17 protein-coding genes are annotated in these 21,780 nt (G+C 60.9%); 11 read left to right on the forward strand and 6 right to left on the reverse strand.

From position 1 onward, the window contains the following. Positions 1 to 23: 23 nt before the first annotated feature. Entirely contained in the window at positions 24 to 1,175 is a 1,152-nt protein-coding gene (locus tag ACZRN6_RS30765; RefSeq protein WP_464009599.1) for a porin, read from the forward strand. Positions 1,176 to 1,411: 236 nt separating this feature from the next. Then, the gene (treS, locus tag ACZRN6_RS30770) at positions 1,412 to 3,478 is read left to right on the forward strand and encodes a maltose alpha-D-glucosyltransferase (protein ID WP_464009600.1); all 2,067 of its coding nucleotides are present in this window, start codon (positions 1,412 to 1,414) and stop codon (positions 3,476 to 3,478) included. Positions 3,479 to 3,648: 170 nt separating this feature from the next. Here the strand turns inward: treS and ACZRN6_RS30775 are convergent, their stop codons facing one another. The 3 genes from ACZRN6_RS30775 to ACZRN6_RS30785 all read right to left on the reverse strand — a co-directional run bounded on the left by ACZRN6_RS30775 (position 3,649) and on the right by ACZRN6_RS30785 (position 9,578). Further along, entirely contained in the window at positions 3,649 to 6,726 is a 3,078-nt protein-coding gene (locus tag ACZRN6_RS30775; protein WP_464009601.1) for an efflux RND transporter permease subunit, read from the reverse strand. A gap of 9 nt (positions 6,727 to 6,735) precedes the next feature. Next, entirely contained in the window at positions 6,736 to 7,848 is a 1,113-nt protein-coding gene (locus tag ACZRN6_RS30780; protein ID WP_464009630.1) for an efflux RND transporter periplasmic adaptor subunit, read from the reverse strand. Positions 7,849 to 7,952: 104 nt separating this feature from the next. Beyond that, positions 7,953 to 9,578 (reverse strand): efflux transporter outer membrane subunit, encoded by a 1,626-nt coding sequence (locus tag ACZRN6_RS30785; protein ID WP_464009602.1) that lies wholly within the window; start codon positions 9,576 to 9,578, stop codon positions 7,953 to 7,955. Positions 9,579 to 9,895: 317 nt separating this feature from the next. On the opposite strand from ACZRN6_RS30785, the gene ACZRN6_RS30790 reads away from it, so the two are divergent. The 4 genes from ACZRN6_RS30790 to ACZRN6_RS30805 all read left to right on the forward strand — a co-directional run bounded on the left by ACZRN6_RS30790 (position 9,896) and on the right by ACZRN6_RS30805 (position 13,248). Further along, positions 9,896 to 10,852, forward strand: coding sequence for an ABC transporter substrate-binding protein (locus ACZRN6_RS30790; protein ID WP_464009603.1), 957 nt, complete (start codon positions 9,896 to 9,898; stop codon positions 10,850 to 10,852). Positions 10,853 to 10,875: 23 nt separating this feature from the next. Beyond that, positions 10,876 to 12,204 carry an LLM class flavin-dependent oxidoreductase gene (locus ACZRN6_RS30795; RefSeq protein ID WP_464009604.1) on the forward strand — a complete coding sequence of 443 codons (1,329 nt, stop codon included), beginning with the start codon at positions 10,876 to 10,878 and terminating at the stop codon, positions 12,202 to 12,204. 9 nt (positions 12,205 to 12,213) lie between these two features. Further along, complete coding sequence (locus tag ACZRN6_RS30800) at positions 12,214 to 12,447, forward strand: hypothetical protein (RefSeq protein ID WP_464009605.1); 234 nt, start codon at positions 12,214 to 12,216, stop codon at positions 12,445 to 12,447. Between the two features lie 174 nt (positions 12,448 to 12,621). Then, positions 12,622 to 13,248 (forward strand): dTMP kinase, encoded by a 627-nt coding sequence (locus ACZRN6_RS30805; RefSeq protein WP_464009606.1) that lies wholly within the window; start codon positions 12,622 to 12,624, stop codon positions 13,246 to 13,248. 51 nt (positions 13,249 to 13,299) lie between these two features. Here ACZRN6_RS30805 and ACZRN6_RS30810 read toward each other — a convergent pair whose 3' ends face one another. The 3 genes from ACZRN6_RS30810 to ACZRN6_RS30820 are packed head-to-tail and all read right to left on the reverse strand — an operon-like array spanning position 13,300 to position 16,176. Then, positions 13,300 to 14,061 (reverse strand): SDR family NAD(P)-dependent oxidoreductase, encoded by a 762-nt coding sequence (locus ACZRN6_RS30810; protein WP_464009607.1) that lies wholly within the window; start codon positions 14,059 to 14,061, stop codon positions 13,300 to 13,302. Between the two features lie 10 nt (positions 14,062 to 14,071). Then, on the reverse strand, positions 14,072 to 15,037 hold the full coding sequence (locus ACZRN6_RS30815; RefSeq protein ID WP_464009608.1) for a C-terminal binding protein: 966 nt from the start codon (positions 15,035 to 15,037) through the stop codon (positions 14,072 to 14,074). After that, positions 15,034 to 16,176, reverse strand: coding sequence for a fumarylacetoacetate hydrolase family protein (locus tag ACZRN6_RS30820; protein ID WP_322145141.1), 1,143 nt, complete (start codon positions 16,174 to 16,176; stop codon positions 15,034 to 15,036). The genes ACZRN6_RS30815 and ACZRN6_RS30820 overlap by 4 nt, the downstream gene beginning before the upstream one ends. A 287-nt stretch (positions 16,177 to 16,463) precedes the next feature. Here ACZRN6_RS30820 and ACZRN6_RS30825 point away from each other — a divergent pair, with 287 nt between their 5' ends. Genes ACZRN6_RS30825 through rpiA form a run of 5 tightly spaced genes read left to right on the forward strand, consistent with a single transcriptional unit; the run spans position 16,464 to position 21,723 of the window. Beyond that, entirely contained in the window at positions 16,464 to 17,948 is a 1,485-nt protein-coding gene (locus ACZRN6_RS30825) for an aldehyde dehydrogenase family protein (protein WP_464009609.1), read from the forward strand. A gap of 3 nt (positions 17,949 to 17,951) precedes the next feature. Further along, positions 17,952 to 19,451 carry a xylulokinase gene (gene xylB / locus ACZRN6_RS30830; protein ID WP_464009610.1) on the forward strand — a complete coding sequence of 500 codons (1,500 nt, stop codon included), beginning with the start codon at positions 17,952 to 17,954 and terminating at the stop codon, positions 19,449 to 19,451. A gap of 10 nt (positions 19,452 to 19,461) precedes the next feature. After that, complete coding sequence (locus ACZRN6_RS30835) at positions 19,462 to 20,136, forward strand: HAD family hydrolase (RefSeq protein ID WP_322145144.1); 675 nt, start codon at positions 19,462 to 19,464, stop codon at positions 20,134 to 20,136. Beyond that, positions 20,133 to 20,972 (forward strand): MurR/RpiR family transcriptional regulator, encoded by an 840-nt coding sequence (locus tag ACZRN6_RS30840; protein ID WP_322145145.1) that lies wholly within the window; start codon positions 20,133 to 20,135, stop codon positions 20,970 to 20,972. Before ACZRN6_RS30835 ends, ACZRN6_RS30840 begins: the two co-directional genes overlap by 4 nt. Positions 20,973 to 21,012: 40 nt before the next feature. After that, positions 21,013 to 21,723: a ribose 5-phosphate isomerase A gene (rpiA, locus tag ACZRN6_RS30845; RefSeq protein ID WP_464009611.1), complete on the forward strand. Its 711-nt coding sequence runs from the start codon at positions 21,013 to 21,015 to the stop codon at positions 21,721 to 21,723. Positions 21,724 to 21,780: the final 57 nt, after the last annotated feature.

A 21,780-nucleotide genomic window follows, 5' to 3' on the forward strand; every position in this document is an offset into this window, starting at 1 on the left:
TGGCGCAGCGGGAGCTTTTACCCATGAATTTCTCGATTCGTCCTGCGGGACAAGGCTTTTGCGTGCGTCATCGTTTTATCCTGGCATGCCTTCTGGCGCTGGGCAGTGTGCAGGCCGCCATGGCCATCGACCTGATCAAGACCGACAACGACCGCCTGGAGCTGCACGCCCAGGGCATTTTCGCGGCCAACGACAAGGTCTATATCCAGGGCCGCCACACCGGCAGCATCGGCCACCGTATCAACATGATCTACACCCATCAGCTCAACGCACAGTGGGCCGTGGGCATGCGCCAGGAGTGGGCCTACGACCCGTTCTACTACGACGGCAGCGCCGCCCAGACCAAGCGCTTCCAGTATGTGTTTGTGCGTAACGCGCGCTGGGGCCAACTGAGTTACGGGCAGCAAAAATCCCTGACCTTTGACATGGTTGGCTCGATCACTGATTGGTACCTGGGCTATGGCACCAAAGGCCAGGGCACGTTCAATGGGTACGGCGGCAACCAGTTGCTGGGTTTCTCGCGGCCGAACAAAACCTTGTATTACCGGGTAAGAAGCGACGATTTCGAATTTGGCGTGATGTATGGCATGGGCACCGGGCCGGTGCACAACTCCGTCAACCCAAGCAGCGTGGGTGCTGGCAAGTTTGTCGACAGCTCCCGCGATGCGTTGTACCAGGTCGGCACGGTCTGGCGCCCGGCGGAGCACTGGTCATTGCGCCTGGCCTATGGCTACACCGAAATGAGCGAACGCTCACTGGACGCACAGGCCCAGCTCAACACCCGGCACCCGAATGTCGAAGGCTGGTTGTCAGGGGTGACCTACACCAATGCACCCTGGTATCACGCCGTGGTGTATGGCGAGTACCGCAACCTGAACGCATCATCCCCAACTTCCAGTGGATACCGCGAGGCCAAGGCGCTGGAGTCCTACAGCAGCTATTCGTTTCCGGAAATGGGCGAACTGGGTTTTTTCAAGGCGTACGGCGGAATAAACCTGTTCTCTGACAAGAACAGCTCGGGGCGCAGCGGCTATTCGGTGGCCGGTTTTGCCCTGATCACCCTGCATGACAGCCTGGCCATCGGCCTGGAGCGTAAGTTCGACATGGCGAGGAACAAGCAGGGCGACTACACGGGCCAGGATGAGTACGAATTGGTTGCCAAGTACTACTTTTAACTAAGGTGCCTAGCCGTATCAGCATCCTGCTGGGCAATCGCCATTTCCCGCTGAAGCGTTCTTGATACCGATCCAGGACGCCGGGCTGCAAACCTACCTGCCCTCGACGGCTTCGACAAAGGCGGCCAATGCAACGAATGGCCGCTCGCGCCCTCATACACTAACCAACGGTGCGGCGATGCAAGTTCAAATGCAGTTGCCGGAATCGACTACTTCATGACGCAGGTGAGCGATGTATGACGGATGTTGAGCACAATCATGTGGCCTGGCTGGTAGAGCAATCGATGCTGCAGGCCGCCAAACAGCGCGCCAAACTCTACTCGGGGCAGGGCCGGTTATGGCAACAGCCTTACGCCCATACCCGGCCCCGTGATGCTTCAGCGCTGGCGTCCGTGTGGTTTACGGTGTACCCGGCGTCCATCGTCACCCGCGAAAACGGCAGCGTACTGGAAGCCCTGGGCGACGAAACCTTGTGGCATGCGCTGTCGAAAATCGGTATCCAGGGCATTCACAACGGCCCACTGAAACGCTCGGGCGGCCTCATGGGCACCGAGCACACGCCGACCATTGACGGCAACTTTGACCGCATCAGCTTCGACATCGACCCACAACTGGGCACTGAGGCACAGCTACAATCGCTGGTACGCATGGCTGCCGCGCACAACGCGGTGATCATCGACGACGTCATCCCGTCCCATACAGGCAAGGGCGCAGACTTCCGCCTGGCCGAAATGGCCTATGAAGACTACCCCGGGCTCTACCACATGGTGGAGATCCGCGAGGAAGACTGGCCGCTGCTGCCCGACATCAGTGAGGGCCGCGACGCGCAGAACCTCAGCCCGCAGCAGGTCGATGTGCTCAGAGACAAGCACTACATCGTCGGCCAGTTGCAACGGGTGATCTTCTTCGAACCCGGGGTCAAGGAGACCGACTGGAGCGCCACCGATGTGGTGGTGGGCGTGGACGGCAAGCCCCGGCGCTGGGTCTACCTGCATTATTTCAAGGAAGGCCAGCCATCGCTGAACTGGCTGGACCCCACCTTCGCCGCGCAGCAGATGATCATTGGCGACGCGTTGCATGCCATCGACGTGATGGGCGCAAAAATCCTGCGCCTGGACGCCAATGGCTTCCTCGGCGTGGAACGAAAACTGGAAGGTAACGCCTGGTCTGAAAGCCATCCGCTGTCGATCACCGGCAACCAGTTGCTCGGCGGTGCGATTCGCAAGGCCGGCGGCTTCAGCTTCCAGGAGTTGAACCTGACGGTGGACGATATCGCTGCCATGTCTCACGGCGGCGCCGACCTGTCCTACGACTTCATCACCCGGCCGGCGTACCAGCACGCGTTATTGACTGGCGACACTGAATTCCTGCGCCTGATGCTGCGCGAGATGCATACCCTGGGCATCGACCCGGGTTCGCTGATCCACGCCTTGCAGAACCATGACGAGCTGACCCTTGAGCTGGTGCACTTCTGGACGCTGCACGCCCATGACACCTACCTGTACCAGGGGCAGACCTTCCCCGGCGGCATCCTGCGCGAGCATATCCGCGAGCAGATGTACGAGCGCCTGGCTGGCGAACATGCACCGTATAACCTCAAGTTCGTGACCAATGGCGTGTCGTGCACCACCGTCAGCATCATCACGGCAGCGCTGGGCATTCGCGACCTTGAGGCGATTACCCCGGCAGACATCCAACAGATTCGCCAGATTCACCTGCTGCTGGTGATGTACAACGCGATGCAGCCGGGGGTGTTTGCGCTCTCCGGTTGGGACCTTGTCGGTGCGCTGCCATTGCCGGCAGAGCAGGTGGCGCACTTGATGCTCGATGGCGACACCCGCTGGATTCACCGCGGTGCCTACGACCTGGTAGACCTGAACCCCGATGCGTCGCACTCCGCCGGCCAGATGCCACGCCCGAAAACCCTGTATGGCAGCCTGCCCCGTCAATTGAACGAGCCGGATTCGTTTGCCTCCCAGCTGCAAAGAATCCTCGCGGTGCGCCGTGCCTACGACATCGCCGCGAGCCGCCAGATCCTGGTACCTGACGTGCAACACCCGGGCCTGTTGATCATGGTCCACGAACTGCCGGCGGGCAAAGGTACCCAGATCACCGCACTGAACTTTGGCGCTACACCCATCACGGAAACCTTGCACCTGCCCAATATTGCGCCTGGGCCTGTGGTGGACATCATCAATGAGCGGGTGGAAGGAGATTTGACCCCGGAGGGTGACTTCACCATTACGCTGGATGCGTATGAAGGGTTGGCATTGCGGGTGGTCAGCAGCTCGCCGATGATCTAGTCCGGGCCTCAAACAATCATCCGGCGAGGACTTGCTGGCCCACTCACAGGTGGTGCAAGACCTTGCAACCAGGTCGCGAGCATCCGTTGTTTATTTGCGCGCGGCAGCGGGACCAATCGAGGGTCTGGACGTCGGCATTGTTTCTGACCTTACCCTAACGTTCCCGGTCTCTAGCCACCATGGGCTGATACTTCATTATTCTGGCCAGGGACCGGCCGCCCCACCTCCTGATGGTGCGTGGAGCCAATAAACATATACATCGCCGGCACCATGAACAGCGTCAGCACGGTGCCGATCGACAACCCGGCAAAGATCACCAGCCCCATGTCATGCCGCCCCGCAGCCCCCGCGCCGGAAGCCCACACCAGCGGCACCACGCCCAGCACCATTGCGGCCGTGGTCATCAAAATTGGCCGCAGGCGCACGCCGGCCGCTTCTTCTATTGCCTCGCGCTTGCTGTGGCCCGCGCGCTGCAGCTCGTTGGCAAACTGCACGATCAGAATCCCGTGCTTGGTGATCAACCCCAACAACGTCACCAGGCCTACCTGGGTGTACACGTTGATGGAGGCGAAGCCCATGGTGATGAAAGCAAGTGCGCCAAACAGTGCAGGCGGCACCGAAAACAGGATCACCACCGGGTCGCGAAAGCTCTCGAACTGGAACGCCAGCGCCAGGTAGACGATCAGGATCGAGAACATCAGCAAGCCGAAGAACCCACCGGATTCCTGCATGAACTGGCGCGACTCGCCGGAGAAGTCCGAGGTGTAGCCCGAAGGTGCAATGTTGGTGAGGATCGTGTTGAGTTTCGCCAGCAGTTCGCCCTGGGCCACGCCACTCACGCCCGACAGGGTCGCGGAGTTGAGTTGCTGGAAGTGGTTGATTGACTCGGGCTGCGTCGAGGTCTCGATATGCGCCACGGTACGCGCCTGGATCATCGCGCCTGCGGGCGTGCGAATGTAGTAATCGAGGATCTGGTCGGGGTTGAGCCGGTCGACTTGCAGTACCTGGGGAATGACTTTGTACGAGCGCCCGGCGGTGGAGAAGTAGTTCACGTAGTTGCCGCCCAATGCGGCAGACAGTGCCGCGCCCACGTCAGCCTGGGTCATACCCAGTGCGGCGATTTTTTCTCGGTCCACCACCAGCTTGGCTTGCGGCTTGTCGAGTTTCAGGTCCATGTCGGAAAAGTAAAACAGCTGTTGTTTCTGGGCCTCGGCCACCACCGCCTGGGCGACTTCATTGAGGTTTTCCACCGAGTCGGTGGTGGTGATTACAAACTGCACCGGCAAACCTTGGGCGCCCGGCAGCGACGGCAACGGGAAAGCCGCGATGGTGGCACCCGGTACCTGGTTCCATTTTTGCTGCAGTTCCAGTATCACCTGGGCTTGGGAACGCGTGCGGTCATCCCAGGTTTTGAGCAGTACACCGCCCAGGCCCTGGTTGAGAATAGGCAGCCCGGTCAGCTGGAACATCTGCGCGTATTCAGGCTCTTTGTTGGCGATCTGGAAAGCCTGGTCGGCAATGCGCTCCATCTGCTGTGGCGAGGCAGTCGGCGGGCCTTTGATCTGCATGAACACCAGGCCCTGGTCCTCGGTGGGCGACAGTTCGCTTTTGGCGGTCAGGCCACTGGCGGCCACCAACAGGAACAGCACGAAGCCAAACGTGACCAGCACCGGCCACACGTTCAACCCGCCTGAGAGCACACGGTGGTAACGGCCCCGCAGCCAGTCAAAATACTGATCGAGCTTGCGCGCGAAGCGTCCTTCTTCCTGGCCGGACTTAAACAACCTTGAGGTCATCATCGGCGAGAGCGTCAATGCCACCACCGCCGAGACGGTCACCGCACCCGCCAGCGAGAAACAGAATTCCTTGAACAATGCACCGGTGAGGCCGCTGCGCAGCCCGATGGGCACGTACGCGGCAATCAACACCACGGTCATCGCGAGGATCGGGCCACCCAGTTCCCGCGCGGCGATCAGCGCGGCCTCCAGCACGCCTTTGCCTTCCTCCTTGATATGCCGGTCGACGTTTTCCACCACGATAATTGCGTCGTCCACCACCAGGCCGATGGCCAATACCAGCGCAAGCAGCGTCAGCAGGTTAATCGAGTACCCCAGCAGGTACATGATGAAGAACGTCCCGACCAGCGACAGCGGGATCGCCACCAACGGCACGATCACCGCACGGAACGAGCCGAGGAACAAGTAAATCACCACCGACACAATGATCATCGCCTCGACCAGGGTTTTCACCACCTCATAGATCGAGGTGTTGATGAACGCCGTTGAGTCGTAGACGATCTCGCCGCGCACCCCGGCGGGCAGTTGGGATTGCAGCTCGGGGAAGGCCTCGCGCACGCTGTCGGCGACCGTCAGGATGTTCGCATTCGGCGCCGCCTTGATGCCGATGAACACCGAGCGCTTGCCGGAGAACGCCACGCTGCTGTCGTAGCTTTCGGCGCCCAGGGTGACGGTAGCCACATCCTCAAGGTACACCAGTGCATCGCCTTTCTGCTTGACCACCAGCCGCTTGAATTCATCCACCGTGTGCAAGTCGGTGCCGGCCGTGAGGTCCACCGTCACCGTTTGCCCGCGGGTAGAACCGACGGCAGACAAGTAGTTGTTGTTGGCCAGCGCGGTGGAGACGTCCTGCGCCGTTACGTTGTGCGCCGCCAGCTTGTTGGGGTCCATCCAGGCGCGCAGGGCGAACTGGCGCCCGCCGAGGATTTCTGCGGTCTGTACGCCCTGGATCGAGTCCAGCTTGGGCTTGACTACTCGCACCAGGTAATCGGTGATGTTATTGGTGGCCAGGGTGTCGCTGTAGAAACCCAGGTACATCGCGTCTGTGGTCTGCCCGACCGCCACCGTCAGCACCGGCTCCTGGGACTGTGCCGGCAGCTGGTTCTTGACCGAGTTGACCTGGGTATTGATCTCGGTGAGCGCCTTGCTGGCCTCGTAGTTCAGCCGCAACGTGGCGGTGATCGTCGAGACGCCGGTAATACTCGTTGAAGACAGGTAGTCGATGCCCTGGGCCTGGGCGATGGCCGATTCAAGCGGCTGGGTGATAAAACCGGCCACGGTGGATGCGTCCGCGCCGTAGTAGGCGGTGGTGATGGTGACCACGGTATTTTCGGTGCGCGGCCATTGGTTCACCGGCAATTCGAAGATCGAACGCAGCCCCAGGATCAGGATGAACAGCGAGACCACGATGGCCCAGACCGGCCGATGAATAAAGGTATCGGTAAGCTTCATGGGACACCTTTAGTGTTCTTGGGGAGTCGGCGCTGGATCGTTCAGCGGGGCCGTGCTGTTATCGACTTTAACCGGCGAGCCGTTCTTGAGCTTCATCTGCCCGCTGGTGATTAACAGGTCGCCTTCCTTCACGCCGGACAGGATCGCGACCTGGTCGCCCCGGGTCGGCCCGGTGGTAATGAAGGTCTGCTGTGCGGTGAGTGTTTCCTCACCCTGGTCGTTCTTGCTCGACGTGGCGATGAACACCGTGGTGCCGTAAGGGTTGTAGGTGACCGATGTCTGCGGAACCGTGAGGTAGCGCTGCGTCACCCCGGCGGTGACCACGGCGCGGGCAAACATCCCGGGCACCAGGCTTTGTTTTGGATTATCGACGGTCGCTTCCACGGTGACGTTGCGCGTGGTCGAGTCGAACTGAGTGTCGATGGTGCTGATCTTGCCCGTGAACGTTTGCTTGGACAGGCCGTCAGCCGTGACGGCAACCCCTTGGCCGATGGCGATGGCTTCCAGTTGGGTCTGGGGCACCGTGAAGTCGATGTAGATCGGGTCAAAGGTTTGCAGCGTGGCGATCTTGTCGCCGGGGTTGAGGTATTGGCCGGGATTGACGCTGGTAATCCCGATGCGCCCGGCAAACGGTGCACGGATGGTTTTTTTCGCCACCAGTGCGCGCTGTTGTTCGGCGGCGGCGAGTTTGGCCTTAAGGTCAGCGGTGTCTGTGTCGACTTGGGCCTGGGATATGGCGTTGACGGCCAGTTGGGCCTTGTCGCGCTTAAGGACGATCACCGCCAGGTCGGCCGTGGCCTCCAGGGAATGCAGTTGCGCGATGTCCGAGTCGGCATTCAACTGCACCAGCAGCGCCTGGGCCGCCACCTCCTGGCCGGGCGTAAAGCCGAGGGTGCGTACGATGCCGCCCACTTCAGTGGTCACATCCACCCCTCTGACGGCCTTCATCGAGCCCACGGCGGTGACATTCGGTTGCCAATCGCTGAACGGTACCTGCATGGCTGTGACTATGGAGGCGGGCAACGGCTTCTTGGACTGGGCGATCAGCGCCGAAATCTGCACGTACTTCACCCCGGCAATGATCGCCACAATCACCAGCACCACCACGATCATGATGATCATCGGCCGCCACAGGCGACGCTTGCGCGGCGCGTCGGGTTCGGGAGGCAGGGCAGAGGCAGTCATCATGTCAGCCATGGGGCTTCTCGCTGTTTCAAGAGTTCAGTTCAGTCGAACCGTGCCGAATCGGCAGGCGCTGCTTTTTTGTTGGCCGGCATGATCTCTTCCCACGACGGCAGGCCGTATCGATCGGGGCGGCCCTTCGTGGCCGGATCCACATCCGTGCGGTTCCACCAGCCACCGCCCAAGGCCTGGAAGAGCGCGGTGGTATCGCTGTAGCGGGAAGCCTGCGCCTTGACGCGAGCAAGCACGGTGTTCTGGTAGGTTTGTTGCGCCGTGAGCAGGTTGATGTAGGCCACGGCTCCCAGCTTGAACTGGGCCTGCACCAGGTCGAGGTTGGCTTGCGCGGAGCGCTCGGCCACCACCTGCTGGTTCAGCGCATCGGCGTCGGATTCCAGTGCCCGCAGCGCGTTGGCCACGTCCTGGAACGCACCAATTACCGTGCCACGGTAGCGGGCGGCCGACTCGTCATACGCTGCCACGGCGGCGCGTTTGCGATGTTCGAGTGCGCCGGCATCAAAGATCGGCTGGGTGATCGAACCGGCCAGGCTCCACACGCCGCTGCCCGCCGAAAACAGCTTGGTCCCGCTGGCCACCGTAGAGCCCACCGACCCGGTGATGCTGAACTGTGGCAACTGATTGGCGACGGCCACCCCGATGTCGGCACTGGCCTGATGCAGTTGCGCCTGCGCAGAGCGCACATCCGGCCGCTGACCGACAATCGCCGAAGGCAGGCTTAAGGGCAGTTCTTCGGGCAAATGCAGGGAAGCCAGGTTAAAGCGCTCGTCCCGGTCCTGGTTGGGAAACCGCCCGAGGTAGGCCATCAACTGGTTGCGGGTCTGCGCCAGCTGCTTTTGCAGGGACGGCAGGCTGGCACGGGTTTGCGCGAGTGCGGTCTGCTGCGTAAGCACATCGGTATCGCCAATGGCGCCCAGCCGGCGCTGGGCCTGCAACAGATCCAGCTGGCCACTCTGGATGCGGATGATTTCCTCGGTGGCGGCGACTTGATCACGTACCGACGCCAGGCTGACGGCGGTGTTCACTACATTGGAGGTCAACGTGAGGTACGTCGCCTCCAACTGAAAGCGTTCGTACTCGGCCTGGGCCGAGGTGGATTCGATTTGCCGGCGGGTGCCACCGAATACGTCGGGCGCATAGGAAACACTCAGCGAAGCCGAACTTACCGTGAGAATCGGCGACTGCTCAATGCCCGAGGTGACGCCCGAGACTTTCTCGCGGGCCTTCTGCACATTGCCGCTCACGGAAGGGAACAGTGAGGCCTGGTCGGCATACACCTGCTCGTTGGCTTGGCGCAATGCGGCTTGGGCGGCGCTGACATCCGGGTTGGCGCGCAAGGCTTCCTCCACCAGCGCGTTCAGCGCCGGCGAGCGGAACAACGTCCACCATTGCCCGGGAATATCCATCCCGGCGATCAGCCGCTGCGCCGCACCGCCGGTATCAATGTCGGCCTTGGCGGTTGCGGTTAGCTTTTCACGTGAATAATCGGCGTTTGCGGGCACATCGGGCCGCGCGAAATCAGGCCCGACGGTGCAGCCGGCGAGGGCGATACACAGCAGGCTCAATGGGGCCAGAAGGTGTGGTTGTTGAAAAAGGGCGCGGATGTGCGCCACCTGTTGCGGTCCCGATGCAAGCTGCCGAGGCTGCTCTTTCATATTTACTCTGATTAATCAGTTGGTTAACTGCTTTATTTGTTGAGCAACGAATGCAGGTGCATCGGGCCAGACAGCCGAAAAGTGGCTCGATCGCAGCGGAATTCAAATCAGTGTAGGTGGTGCAGGCCGGTACGCAATGTCAGTGCACGATGATCCTTATTAAAAATGCATCACTCGCATTAATATTGAATTAGGTTATGCGTTATGGGTATTTTACAGGTGGCCGTTAGAGCCTCATCGTAGGTGCCCCTACGAATACTGCCGAGACCGTGTGCGCGGATCGACTTGAAATGCCTGAGAGGGCATCTGGAGCGAACGTGCGTTACCTGACAAAACTGGCGGCCGGGTTGGCTGCCACATTGCTGTGCCTGGGCGCGAACGCGCAAACGCTGGTGGTCGGAGACCAAAGCTACAACGCCCAGGCCGTGATGGAAGCGGCGGGGGTGCTCGATGACCTGCCCTATACCCTTGAATGGAAGCAATTCACGGCTGGGTCACCGGTCGCCGAAGCGCTCAACACCAACAGCCTGGACATCGGCTTGCTCGGAGATGCGCCCGTTCTGTTCCTGGGCGCACTGGGCGCGCCGATCAAGGTGATTGCCATCAGCCAGCAAAACCTCGACGGCGTGGCCATCCTGGTGAAAAAGGATTCGTCGATCCACACCCTTGCCGACCTGAAAGGCAAGCGCGCCGCCATCTGGAAAGGCTCCTGGAGCCAGCAATTGCTGCTGACCGCGCTGGATAAGGCGGGTGTGCCAAAGGACTCACTGGAACTGCGCTACCTCAGCGCACTGGATGCCTCCCACGCGCTGGAAGGTGGTTCCGTTGACGTCATCGCCACCTGGGAACCCTACGTCACACAACAAGAACGCCAGGGTGCACGCGTTCTGGCGACGGCTGACGGGTTGATCCCGGCCCAGAGTTTCATTGCCGCCAGCACCAAAGCCGTCGATACCAAGCGTGCGCAAATCAGCGATTTTCTCCAACGCTTGAAAAAGGCGCGTGACTGGACTCGCCAAAGCGAGGCCAACGCGGATGCTTATGCCGACGCCTGGGCCAAACGCACCCGGGCAGACGCGGACATCGCCCGCGCCTGGTTCGCCCGGGCGCGCACGACGGTTGAGCCAGTGACGGCACAGTCGCCTGTGGAAGCGCAAACGACCGTGGACTTTTTCGCACGCCAGGGCCTGGTCAAGTCGTACCCGGCAGCCACGCTGTTCGACGACTCCTTCGCGGCGTCGTTGCAGCCAGCCGTCGCCAAAACCCAGCCCTGAACAGTTCAAGGAATACGTTAGCCATGACCAAAAGACAGCTCAAACTTGGCGCCCTGACCATGGGTTGTGGCGGGCCAGGCCGCCACAATCTTTGGCTCGACCCGCAATTGCCGGCCGATGCCAGCGTCAACGTCGACTGGTACATCGACATTGCGCGCCAGGCCGAGGCGGCACTGTTCGACTTGATGTTCATCGTCGACAGCCAGTTCATCACACCGGGCTCGCCGTCCCACTACCTCAATCGCCTGGAACCGCTCACGCTGTTATCGGCACTGGCCGTGAGCACCCGGCACCTGGGTTTGGTCGGCACGCTGACCACCTCTTACAACTCGCCCTATAACGTGGCGCGACGCCTGGCCTCGCTCGACCTGATCAGCAAAGGCCGCGCGGGCTGGAACGTGGTCACCAGCGGCGACGCCGGCACCGCCGGCAACTACAGCCGCGACGAACATTATGACTACGACACGCGCTATGGCCGGGCAGCCGAGCACGTGCAGGTTGTGCAGGGGCTTTGGAACTCGTACGAGGAAGATGCCTTCGTGCGCGACCGTGCCACGGGCCAGTTCCTCGACCCGAGCAAACTGCACAGCCTCTATCACAAGGGCGAACACTTTTGCGTGGTCGGGCCACTGAATATCCAGCGCTCACCCCAAGGCCAGCCGGTGATCTTCCAGGCCGGTGATTCAGAGCAAGGCCGCGACCTGGGCGCCGCCACGGCCGATGTCATCTTCACCCACGCGGCCAGCATCGAGCAGGGCCAGGCGTTCTACCAGGACATAAAGGGCAGGGCGGCGAAACATGGGCGTGATCCAGAGCAGTTGCTGGTCATGCCGGGGGCGGAAATCTATGTGGGCGACACCGATCAGCATGCCCGTGAAATCGAACAGCACTACCATCACGCCGATCATAGTTTTGAATTGGCGCTGAAGGAGTTTGGTCGCAACTTCGGCTGGCATGATTTCAGCCAGTACGAGCTTGATGCACCGTTTCCCCAGGAGAGCCTGGAGGCCGCACGCAGCAGCTTTTTTACCGCCGCCAAACGCATTGCCGACCAGGCGCGAGAGAAGGCGTTTACGTTGCGCCAGGCCGTAGAGTTTGGACGGCAATTGCGCCCGGGGGCGTTCGTGGGTACAGCTGAAACGGTCGCGCGCAAGATGGCCGACTGGCTGCAAGCCCGGGCGGTGGATGGGTTCAATATCTACATCGGGCACCCCGAGCAGTTCAAACGGTTCACCCAGCACGTCATCCCGTTGTTGCAGGAGCGTGGCGTGTATCGCACCGCGTATGAAGGCACGACGTTACGTGAAAGCCTGGGGCTGGACATTCCGCGGTTCGCCAATAAAGCGCAGTAGAGGCGGTACATGCCGCTAACGTTTGTCTGCCAACCGCCGGCTGTAACGCCGCGCAAGCCTGCTGCAGGCGATGCAGGCCGGGAAAATAAATACCAGGTAAAAACACAGCGCCATGAGCGTGATAATAAAAAGTGCAGAAAACCTTATTTTCCGATGGTTCATGATGCCTTCCCTACTCGCGGCGGTATCACCAGTGTGAGTTTCGTGGCGGAGTATGGCGGGGCGTTTTTAAGAAAGTATTAGAGCTAATTCCTGCAATTGCTCGAAGTCCTCACCGCCCGTGACGTAGTGCGGTGTGAGGCGCAACAACACAGAGGTGCGCCATGTTTGCGCGCCTTGCCACATACAAATCGCAATAGTGATAGCCTCCAGCATTTTAAATGTGCTGAATGCTGAAGCGTTCTGGCCGGAGATCCAATGAATCGTCAGCTGTTTATTTCGCTGGATGGGCCCAAGGGAACCGGCAAAACCACGCTGTTGGAAGCCATTACGAAAGTACTGAGGGCCGACGACAAAAAGGTGATCCGACTGTGCGAGAAAAAAAGCGATCCCTACAGGGCTGAAACCATGGCCCTCGTTAACAGACTCGTCAGGAACCCTGACCGCGATTTGGAGTTAAAGGTTTGTGAGCGCCTTGCAGACAGCCGTGCCTGGATCTCCCAACACGTACTGCCTGAACAGCCAGCAGGCAGCATCGTGTTGATTGATCGCTGGTACCCGTCTGACGCCGCGTTTCGCCGGATACTCCCGTTTGCCGAGATTCTACAGTTGAACATTGAGCGAAACGTGCGAGTGCCAGACCTGCATGTGGGGGTTGTGACCGCGCCAGAAACTTCATGGGCGAGGGCAGCCGCACGGCGGCGAGGACTGAGCAGTACCGTGATCCATAAGCTGGAAGAACAGGTCGCGTGTACTAAGGCGTTCGAGCAAGCAGTGGCGGATCACAATTGGGTTTTATGCCGCAACGAAGGATCGATTGAGGACGCAACACTGCAAGTAGTTTCCCGGATTTATAAAGTCCTTGCGCTTGCCTCTGACGACTAGATCACCGGCTCCCGGACGGCCCACCGGACAACGAGTCGCTGCAACACAACCTCATATGCATGTATAGCCAGCATCGGCCGTGATGATTGAACCCGTCAGGAGGCTGGACGCATCCGATGCAAGAAATTGAACAAGCGAAGCGACTTCATGGGGCTGCCCCATCCGTTCGGTGGGCGTCATGTCCAGCCACTTCTGAATCAGGCCCGGCGGATTTTCCAGCCCGTGCAGCAGTGGCGTCTCTATATACGTGGGGGCTACGGCGTTGACCCGAACGCCGCGTTTTGCCCATTCCACCGCCAACGACTTGGTCAGCTGATGCACGCCTGCCTTCGATGCGTTGTAGTGGCACTGCGGCTGGGGTACGTTCACCACCAGCCCGGACATCGAGCCGATATTGATGATTGAGCCGCGCCCGGCCTCCAGCATTCGCCGCCCGAAGCCGCGGCACGTGCGGAATACGCCCGTCAGGTTGACGGTAATGACCTTGTCCCATTCCTCATCGGTCATTGCTTCAGCGGGGGTGTTGGTAACGATTCCCGCGTTACACACCAATATGTCCAGCGCCGGCAGGGAGGCAGCCAGGGTGTTGATCGCTGCGCTGTCAGTCACGTCCAGCGCTTCGGCCCGCGCTTTATAGCCTTTGGCGTTCAGGTCCTGCGCGGTAGCCTGGGCGCGCTCACTCAAAATGTCGGTGCAGATGACTTCGGCGCCGGTGGCGGCCAACGCCTCGGCGATGGCCGCCCCAATGCCTTGGCCAGCCCCGGTTACCAGGGCGAGCTTGCCGCTCAACGATTGTTTTTCACGGTAGTTCATCGTCGGTCTCTCAGGTCAGTGGGCAGCGCAGGGCTTCGCCACGAAGGCCACGCAGGGCTTCTTCGCTGGCCAGTCGTTGCAGTGCATCCACTGACGCGTCCGAGAAGAAGGCCGCATGCGGCGACATAAGCACATGCGGCGCTGTGCGCAGGGGCGAAGTGGCGGGCAGGGGCTCTTGTTCAAACACATCAAGCCCGGCGCCCGTCAGGTGCCCGCTGACCAGCGCGGCAGCCAACGCCACTTCATCGATCAGCCCACCGCGTGAGCAGTTGATCAGGATAGCGCCCTTGGGCATGCGAGCGATGGCGTCAGCGTCGATGACATGGCGCGTCTCGGGCGTCAGTGGCACGTGCAGTGATAACACGTTGGCGCAGTTGATCACCTCTTCGCGTGACAACGGTTCAATCCCGGCAGCGCGAGCCTGTTGGTTGGTGACGTAGGGATCATAGCCGACGACGGTACAGCCGAATGCCGCCATGCGCGCGGCGTAGGCACGGGCAATACGGCCCAGGCCGATCAGGCCGACGGTGGTGTCGCGCAAGGAGCGTATGCCGTCGACCATCTGCGCGATTTTCCATTCGCCGCCCTGAATGCCAGCGCCGTAATAATCCAGCTTGCGGGCCAGTGCCAGGGTCATGGCGGCGGCGTGGTCGGCCACTTCTTCAACCCCGTAGTCCGGCACATTGCACACCCGTATGCCCAAGGCCTTGGCGGCGGCCAGGTCGACGTTATCCACCCCGACGCCGTAACGCACTACCACCGCGCCCGGCGCCATGGCCTCCATTACGCGGTGGGTCATCGGCGCAAAATTATTCAACACGGCCTGCGCGCCACGCACGGCTTCCAGGGTTTCATCTTCAGTGCGGCACTGGTGTTCAAAGAATGCAGCGCCGGCGGCGGCGGCGGCAGCCTGTTCATGGCGGGTATTGCCGAAGGCCTGGTCGGTGACCACGAATTTCAGGTTTGCCTGACTCATAACAACCCCCGTTTTGCCAGGTTGCGCATCAGGGCGCGTGTGCCATAGGTCCATGGCGCTGCTTCGTCGCAATAGACCACCGTGTTGCGCAGGGTGCCGAGCAGCGGTGTGGATATATTCACCAGGTCGCCAGGCTTGTGGGTGAAGCCGGAACCTTTTTTCTCGCGGTCCTGGGTCGGCGCGAACATCGTACCGAGGAACAACATGAAGCCATCGGGATACTGGTGCGAGTCGTTGCACGCCTGCGCCACCAGGTTGGCCGGCTTGCGGCTGATCTCGGCCATGTCGGAGCCGCCGGACATCTCAAAACCGTCGAGGCCGCTGACCGACAGGGTCAAGGTCGCGTTTTCAATGTCGGTGAGGGTGAAGTGTTCATCAAACAGGCGGATAAACGGGCCTATCGAGCAGGAAGCGTTGTTGTCTTTTGCCTTGCCCAGCAGCAGGGCGGAGCGGCCCTCAACATCGCGCAGGTTCACGTCATTGCCAAGGGTGGCGCCGCGGATGTTGCCTTGGCTGTCCACCGCCAGTACCACTTCCGGCTCAGGGTTGTTCCATTGCGAGATACGGTTGATACCGACCTGTGCGCCATAACCCACTGCCGCCATGGGCTGGGATTTGGTGAACACCTCGGCGTCGGGACCGATGCCCACCTCCAGGTATTGGGACCACAACCCTTCGGCAATCAAGGCGGCCTTGATTTCGGCGGCCTTTGGCGAGCCGGCCTGAACATTGGACAGGCTATCGCCGATCAGCGAGCCGATCAGCGCGCGCAATTCGTTGGCGCGGCCCGGGTCGCCGGCAGTTCGCTCGTCGATCACGCGTTCGACCATACTTCTGGCAAAGGTCACGCCGCAGGCTTTCAAGGCTTGGAAGTCGCAGGGCGCCAGCAGGCATGGGCGGTTTGAGTGATAGCCCATCTCGGAGGGTTCAAGGATCAGGTCGGCGAGGTCGCCAACGGGTTCGCCGGAAAGTGTGTCGTAGCGTTCGGCGGGATTACTGTCGAGAAAATCGGCCATCGAGACCACTGAAGAGGTGACATCGATCAGCACGTTTTCCCGCAGGATAACCACGCAGGGGCCTTTGCCGGGAAGCCAGACCCGACCGACCAGTTTGGCGTTTTTAAGTGAGATGGGCAGCATGAGCAGGTTTCCTTATTGTTGATATCTAGTAATGCTACGTTTTGATTTTAATCACGGTCAAGCCATCTCGCATGAAAGAAATCGTTTTTTTCCGGTAAAAACCTGCTTTTAAGCACTAATATATTGAAATTTAAGACGAATATTAAGTGTTTCAGCCTTAAGCGATCCATTTGAGTGCGCAGCCGAGAGGAATGAATTTTCGGCGGGCTATTGCAAAAAGCTAGCAATACTATATTTTTGAATTAAGTCAGTGGTTCAACCGCAGAGATAGGTGACGGAGCAGTCCCATGCATAACAATAATTCTCTCTCCGAGTCGATTGCCGCGCTGCAAGGCGCTTTGTTCATCAATGGTGAATTGCGCCAAGGCGCTGGCGCCCGCTTGCCGGTGGAGAACCCGGCGACAGGCGAAGTGCTCGGCCACATCGCAGCCGCCACCGCGCAGGAAATACAAGAGGCGGTGTCTGGCGCCCATCACGCTTTTACCGCCTGGTCCCGCGAGCTACCGAAAACCCGCGCCAGTGCCCTGCATCGGTTGGGCGACCTGATCAGTGCCGATGCGCTGAACATGGCGCAGATCATGACGGCAGAACAAGGCAAGCCCGTGAACGAGGCCAAGGGCGAAGTGCTCAAGCTCGCCGAGGCCTGCCACTTCTATGCGCAGGAGGCGACCCGCGTACACGGCGAGATCGTGCCCAACGACCAGCCAGGTTTCCAGAGCCTTGTGGTGCGTGAACCGATCGGTGTGGTTGCGGCGATTACGCCGTGGAACTACCCGGCAGAGCTGGTGGGCTGGAAACTCTGCGCCAGCCTCGCGGCGGGTTGCACGATAGTGATCAAACCCGCCGAATTGACGCCCTATACCGCATTGGCGATTGCGCAAAAATGCATGGAAGCCGGGATTCCGGCCGGCGTGGTCAATGTGTTGACCGGCAAGGGCTCACACGTTGGACAAGCCTTGGTTGAACACCCGCAGATCAGCAAAGTGGCCTTTACCGGCTCCAGCGCCGTGGGCCTGCATATCCAGCGCACCTGCCCGCAGGTCAAGCGCCTGTCGCTGGAGTTGGGTGGCAATTGCCCGATGGTGGTGACGGCCAGCGCCGACCTCGACGCCGCCGTGAAAGGCGCGGCCCGCCGTAGCTTTCGTAACTGCGGGCAGATTTGTATCGCCATCAACCGCATCTATGTCCACCGCTCTCTTTACCAGGCATTCCTCAGCAAGTTGGGCGCCGCCGCCGATGCCCTGAGTGTGCACAACGGTCTGGAATATCCAGCTGCGGACCTCGGCGCGATGGCCTCCGCCGAACCCCTGAATAAAACCCGCGCGCACCTGGCGGACGCACTGGCCAAGGGCGCTCGCTTGATCGCCGGTGGCAAGGCGCCTGAAGGCGCGGAATATGCGAAGGGGCATTTTATGCGCCCGACCGTCGTCGCCGATTGCACGCATCAAATGCTGGTCATGAGCGAAGAAACCTTCGGCCCGCTGGTGGGTGTTGCACCGTTCGACGACCTGGCCGAAGCGATCGAATTGGCCAACGACACCCCCTATGGCCTGGCGTCTTACGCCTATACCCGCGACCTGACCGAGATTCATACGCTGTCAGCCCGGCTGGACTACGGCAACGTGGCCATCAACAACGTCGACGCCGGGATCATGAATGCGCCCTACGGTGGCCGCAAACAGAGCGGTGTGGGTTACGAGCATGGTCGCGAAGGGTTGCTGGAGTACTTCAACTTCAAGCATGTCCGTCTGCACCATGGCGTAGGGAATTGAGCCATGCAGGCACTCATTGGCATTGATATAGGCACCTCGGGTTGCAAGGCATTGCTGCTCGACATCCACGGCACGGTGATTGCTACCGACACGGCGATGTACCCGCTCTCGCAACCCAGGCCCGGCTGGACTGAACAAGACCCTGAACTGTGGATCGAAGGCGCACGCAGCGCCATTGCCGGCGTGCTGGCCAGGACGCCCGGAGTGGAGTTGCTGTGTGTGGGGCTGTCCGGGCAAATGCACGGGCTGGTGCCGCTGGATGCGTCGCAGCGCGTGTTGCGCCCGGCAATCCTGTGGAACGATCAGCGCAATGCCGCCGAATGTGAATGGATCACCGAGACTGCGGGTGGCATCGAGCGTTTGTTGGCGGCCACCAATAATCGGATGCTGGTGGGTTACACCGGCGGCAAGATCCTCTGGATGCAACGCCACGAGCCGCAACTGTTTGCACGCACGACCTGCGTGCTCAACCCCAAGGATTACCTGCGCCTGCGCCTGACCGGCGAGGTCGCCAGCGAAGTCTCGGATGCCTCGGGTACCGGGCTGTTCAATGTGCGCTCGCGGCAATGGGCGACCGGGCTGGTCGAGACGCTGGGGATTGACCCGGTCTTGCTGCCGCCGGTGTTTGAGTCCCAAGTGATTTCGGGCCGCATCAGTGCGACAGGCGCGCAGTTGTTCGGCCTGCCCGTAGGCTTGCCGGTGGCCGGCGGCGGGGGGGATTCGGTGATCCAGACCATCGGCTCCGGGGTGATTGCGCCGGGCGAATTGCAAACCACCATCGGCACCGCCGGGATCCTCGCGGCGGCCCTGGATGCGCCTCAGGACAACCCCGACGGTCGCTTGCAGGTGTTTTGCAACGTCGCGGCGGACAAGTGGCATTGCATGGGCGTGTCCTTGAATGCCGGTGGTGCGATGAACTGGTTCCGCGACACCTTTTGTGCCGGTGCTTCGTTCGATCAGGTCATGGCCGAGGCGGGCGACAGCGCGCCGGGCGCCCATGGCCTGTTGTTCCTGCCTTATTTGAACGGTGAACGCTGCCCCTATCCAGACCCGGAACTGCGCGCGGCCTTCGTTGGCCTGACTGGCCGTCATACCCGTGGCGACATGGCGCGTGCCGTGATGGAGGGAGCCGTGCACGCGCTCGCCGACATGCACGCGCTGATGCAGCCACTGGGCATTGCCGGCCGTGTGATCAAAGCCTCCGGCGGCGGCGCGCGTTCGCCGCTGTGGCGCCAGCTTCAGGCGGATATTTTCGGCTGCGATGTACTGACCACCGAGGGTGCCGCCGAAGGGGCCGCGTTCGGTGCCGCGCTGGTGGCCGGGCTGGCCGTGGGTGTGTGGGCCGATTCGGCCAGCGCGGCGGCAAGCTGCCGGGCGATTACGCGCCAGGCACCGGATGCGGCCACGGCCGAGGTCTTCGCTCAGGCGCATCGCATCTATCACAGTCTTTATCCGACGCTCAGGGAAACCTTTGTCGAGCTCGGTGCCCCTCTTTTTGATTAGGAGTCTTTTCATGTCCGTCTATAGCGCGCTCATTTTCGATCTTGACGGGACGCTCATCGACAGCGCATTCGATATCGCCAAAGCCCTGAATGTCGGCTTTGCGCTGAACGACTGGCCTGAACTGGACCCCGTGCATGTCGAAAGTTTTCTCGGCAACGGGCCTCGGCGCTTGATCGTCGACATCCTCGAAGACCTCGGCATTGCTTATGACGAGGAGCAGGTGCAGCGCGCGCTTGACGGCTATTTGCAGGCTTACATGGACGACCCGGCGGGCAGTACGCGGTTTTACCCGCATGTGCGTGACGACCTTCAGGCACTGCGCGATGCGGGGATACGCCTGGGGATCTGCACCAACAAAAACCACGCCGTCACCGGCAAGTTGCTGGAGCAGCTGGGCTTGGCCGGGTTGTTCGACGTGGCCTTGGGCGCCGACGCGGTACCGGCATGCAAACCGGACCCCGGGCACCTGCTCGCGGTGGCCGAGGCCATGAACCTGGTAGACCAGGCCTGGGCCTATGTGGGTGACACCCGGGTGGACCAGGTGACGGCGCAGGCGGCGGGCGTGGTGTTTTTTGCAGTGCCTTGGGGCGGTGGTCCCAATGTGGAAGTTTCTCGTGAGCAGCGCTTGAACCGTTTGGCTGATCTGTTACAACGCAGCCCACAAATCGCCAAGGAGCGGATATGAGCGACAGTTTGCTGCAACGCATTATTGATGAAAGCAAAGACATGCACCGGGCCGAGCGACGGGTGGCGAACTTTGTCTCTACCTCGCCGGCCAAGGTCCTGCAAATGAGCATGGCCAAGCTCTCGGAAACCTGTGCGGTCAGCGACCCGACCGTGATGCGGTTCTGCCGACGTTTTGGTTTTGAGAGTTACCAGGCATTCAAGCTGCACTTGGTGCAGAGCCTGGTGCCGTCGGCGCCGTTTGCCTACGAGCAAATCATCCCTGATGACAGCATCGAAAACATTGTGCGCAAGACCTGCCGCAATTCGCTGAACGCGATCCAGCGGCTGGAGGAAGACCTTCAGCCGGAAAAAGTCGCCGACGCTGCCCGCCTGTTGCTGGCCGCCAGTTGGACCGGGATCTACGCCACCGGCATTTCCGTGGTCAACGCGCTGGACGCCGAGCACAAGTTTCAGCGCCTGGGCATGCGTTGCCAGGCCCTGTTGGGTGGCAAGCGCCAGGAAATGCATGCCGAAGGCGCACGTGCCGGCGAAGTCGCGCTGATTTTTTCCCAGTCGGGGCACACCCGCCAGATGGTCGATGTGGCCATCGCGGCACGCAAGGCCGGGGCGAAAGTGGTGTCGATTGCTGCCGATGACAGCCCGCTGGCGAAGGTCAGCGACGTGCTGATCGCGGTAAAGCCCTATGAACATACCGAGCTGATGACGCCCCTGGCGTCGCGGCTCAACCATCACCTGGTGACCAACATGCTGGTCGCGGCGATTGCGATTGCCAGTGGCAGTCAGTTCCCCGACCAACTGACCGCCTTGGACTCATGGCGAACCGACAAGATTTGACCCACAGCCTGTGGGAACACTGCCCAAGTAGGAGGCGTAAATGAGTAACCAACAGAACGAAGCCAAGAAAGTCGCGGCGCGCCGAGTGATCGAAGAGTTCGTGCACGACGGCATGAAGCTGGGCCTCGGTTCCGGGACCACTTCGCACTTCTTCGTTCGTGAGCTGGGCAAGCTGGTTGCCGAAGGCCTGCAAGTGACCTGCACCACCACCTCCCGCTCCACCAACGACGTGGCGCGTGAAGTGGGCATCGAGATTACCGACCCGAACGAAATCGGTGAGCTGGACCTGACCGTCGACGGCCCCGACGAGATTGATCGCCAGTTCAACATGATCAAGGGTGGCGGTGCTTGCTTGCTATGGGAAAAGATCATTGCCCACGCCTCCAAACGCATGATCTGCGTGTGTGACGAAACCAAAATCGTCGATAGCCTGGGGCAGTTCCCGCTGCCGGTGGAAGTGGTGCAGTTTGGCTGGAAGCAGACCGAGCGCCTGGTGAAGCGGGTATTGGCAGAGCAGGGCATTACCGAGGTCAACATCATCCGCCGCCTGCGCAACGCTGAACCGGTGGTCACTGACAGCGGCAACTTTATTCTCGATTGCCATTGTGGCCCGGTCATCAGCGACCCGGCAGCGTTGGAGATCGAACTCAACCGTATTCCTGGCGTAGTGGAAAACGGCCTGTTCACCCGAGAGGCGGTGGGCATGGTGGTGGGATGTTTCGACGGGTCTTCCTACGTGCGGATGCGATAACTGTATCCGCTGCCTGGAGCAAGGCTGCACCTGCGTGAAAGAAGGCGAAAGACAGTA

The organism is Pseudomonas sp. A125 (genome assembly GCF_055409485.1).